Origin of the sequence: Haladaptatus sp. (assembly GCF_049589095.1) — an archaeon.
Classification (GTDB): Archaea; Halobacteriota; Halobacteria; order Halobacteriales; family Haladaptataceae; genus Haladaptatus.
This window is the reverse complement of record NZ_JBAWAC010000389.1, coordinates 1-1968: the sequence shown is the minus strand read 5'-3', so window position 1 is coordinate 1968 and position 1968 is coordinate 1. Positions and strand designations below refer to the sequence as shown.

The 1968-nt window shown below is 63.6% G+C and carries 2 protein-coding genes; one reads left to right on the top strand and one right to left on the bottom strand.

Features of this window, described 5'->3' with window-relative positions:
- The coding region (locus tag WBV42_RS12215) for a segregation/condensation protein A (protein WP_423986280.1) at nucleotides 1-884 on the top strand (884 nt) is incomplete at its 5' end.
- A gap of 11 nt (nucleotides 885-895) precedes the next feature.
- Here the strand turns inward: WBV42_RS12215 and WBV42_RS12210 are convergent.
- Nucleotides 896-1966 (bottom strand): pyridoxal-phosphate-dependent aminotransferase family protein, encoded by a 1071-nt coding sequence (locus WBV42_RS12210; protein ID WP_423986279.1) that lies wholly within the window; start codon nucleotides 1964-1966, stop codon nucleotides 896-898.
- Nucleotides 1967-1968: the final 2 nt, after the last annotated feature.

Genomic DNA, 1968 nt, shown 5'->3' with positions numbered 1-1968 from the left:
ACGACATCCCGCTGAACATCACCGGTCACGAGGACCGGGAGAGGGACGAGTCGGGGATGCTTTCGGACCTGAAACCCGACGACCCCAGCGACTTCGATGACGACGAAGTCGAACCGGTCGAACTCCTCGTTCAACTGGCGGAGGAGGGCGAAATCGAACCGTGGGACATCGACATCGTGGACGTGACGGACAAGTTCCTCGCGCGGTTGGACGGGACGGACCTCCGAACGTCCGGCCGGGCGCTGTTTTACGCCAGTGTGCTCCTGCGGATGAAGAGCGACGCGCTCCTCGCGGACGACGAACCCGAGGAGGAGGAACTGGAACCGTGGGAAGCGCCGATGGCGATGGACGAGTCGGACGGCTTCGACCCCATCGCGTCGCTCGAAGACGAGATGGAGCGCCGTCTCGACCGGAAGAGCGCCCGCGGAACGCCGGAGACGCTGGACGAACTCGTGCGCGACCTGCGCGAGCACGAACGCGGGTCGTGGTGGAAGGAATCACGGACGTACGACACCAGCGATTCGCCACAGGGCTTCCGGCGGGGGACCCAAACCCTCGATTACCACTCGGGCGACGACATGCGGTTCGACGACGAACCGACGGAGTCGGAGGTGACGGGGACGACCCACGACGAGCACATCGAGACGGTCATCGAGGACGTGCGGGAGGCGCTGTTCGACCAGTACGAAGCGGGGCGGACGGAAGTGCTGTACGCGGAAATCGAGATGGTCGGTTCGACGCGCGTGATGACGTATCTCGCCCTGCTGTTTCTGGCCCACCGCGGCACCCTCATGCTCGACCAGGACGACCTGTTCGGCGACCTCTGGGTGCAGGACGCCCGCGATGCCGAGGATGAAGAACCGCTGGAACTGCTGGCGGATTGATCGGTGCTCGCTCAATCGAGCACGGATTCGAGCGCGTCCATCGTCGTTTCGACGTTCGCCTCCGTCGCGTTGTAGCCCATGTGCCCGACGCGAAGGATGTCGTTTTCCATCTCACCGAGTCCGGTCGTCACGAGGATATCGTGGTCGTCGTACAACTGTTGCTGTACGTCCATTGCCTGCCCTTCGATTTCGAAGGCCGTAACGGTGGGCGAGCACAAGGACTCGGAACCGGGGAAGGGGGAGAGTCCGAGTTCCTCGCCCCGTTTCCGGCACAGGTCGGCCGCGGATTCGTGCCGAGCGAAGACGTTCTCCCTGCCTTCGTCCAGAATCCAGTCGAGCGACGCCTCCAACGCGTAGAGGTTCGAGACGAGATGGGTGTACGGGAGGAACGAGAAATCCGCGTCCTGCCACGGAGCCAAACTGGTGTAGAAGCCGTCCTGTTCGGTCGCCTCGACTTTTTCCCACGCGGCGTCGCTGACCGACATGGTGGTCAGGCCGGGCGGTGAACTGAAACACTTCTGGGACGCGCCGAGACAGACGTCGATGTTCTCGACCGGGACCGCCGTCCCGCCGAGCGACGAGACGGCATCGACGATGGTGAGGACGCCCGCATCTTGGAGCGTTTGGAGAATTTCGTCGAAATCGTTCAGCAGTCCGGTCGGCGTCTCGCAGTGCACCATCGTCGCGGCGGTGAACTCGCCGGATTCGACGAGTTCGGCGACGTGGTCGGGATCGAACGCCTCGGTGTAGTCGATATCGTGGACGATCGGGTTGCCACCGGCCATCTCAACGAAATCGGCGAAGCCGTCGCCGTACAGGCCGTTGGCGAGACAGAGCACGTCGTCGCCCGGCGAGACCAGCGACTCGACGGCGGTTTCCAGACCGAGGATTCCTTCGCCGCCGAGGACGACCATGTCGTCGTCCGTTCCGTACACCCGCCCCAACTTGTCGAGGAGGGTTTCGTAGTACGACGCGAACTCGGGATTTACGTCGGGGTTCATCGCCGGTTTCGCCATCGCTTCTCGAACGTCCTCGGGGACCGCAGTCGGACCCGGCGTCATCGTGAGCGTGTTCTCGTCCATAT